At 46.7% G+C, this 585-nt stretch carries 1 protein-coding gene; it reads right to left on the reverse strand.

Features of this window, described 5'->3' with window-relative positions; translation table 11 throughout:
* Positions 1-585 (reverse strand): PorP/SprF family type IX secretion system membrane protein (locus tag G4D82_RS14300; RefSeq protein WP_166337973.1); only part of this gene is annotated, 585 nt, incomplete at both ends.

A 585-nucleotide genomic window follows, 5' to 3' on the forward strand; every position in this document is an offset into this window, starting at 1 on the left:
CAGCATCCCAGCGGTAGGCAGCACCTACGACGAATTTGTCATAGAACATGAAATTTCCTGAAACATCCACTTGTAAAGGCGAACCGGTAACCATTTTGGTAAGCAAAGCCGGTTTGAACTTGATGTTTGGATTCAGATCAAACACATATCCGGCAATGAGGTAGTAGTTGATTCTTTCTTTAAAAATCGCCACATTATCAGAGTCATAACGATTGGTCTGAATGAAATTCGGCACCGATACTCCAACATAGGATTTATCTGAGTGCCAGTAAATACCGGCCCCAACATTAGGCGAGAACTTGTTGTAGTTCACCAGCGATGGGTCGTTGGCTTGCTCAGGATTTAACTGAGAAGCATCGAGATTGAAGAAATTCCCGGTACCTTTTACCCCGAAAGAGAGCTTTCTGGTCTCAGAAGTCTGCACGGTGTAAGACACATCCACTGAAAGGGTATTCTCCACGGTAGGCCCGATACGGTCGTTGATGGCCGAAAGTCCGAGCCCTAGATTACTGTTGTTGATGGGCGTGTTCATCGATAAGGCATTGGTTACCGGAGCGCCATCCAAACCCACCCATTGGGTACGGT

This window comes from Flavobacterium lotistagni, from assembly GCF_011392125.1.
In the GTDB taxonomy this organism is placed as follows: Bacteria; Bacteroidota; Bacteroidia; order Flavobacteriales; family Flavobacteriaceae; genus Flavobacterium; species Flavobacterium lotistagni.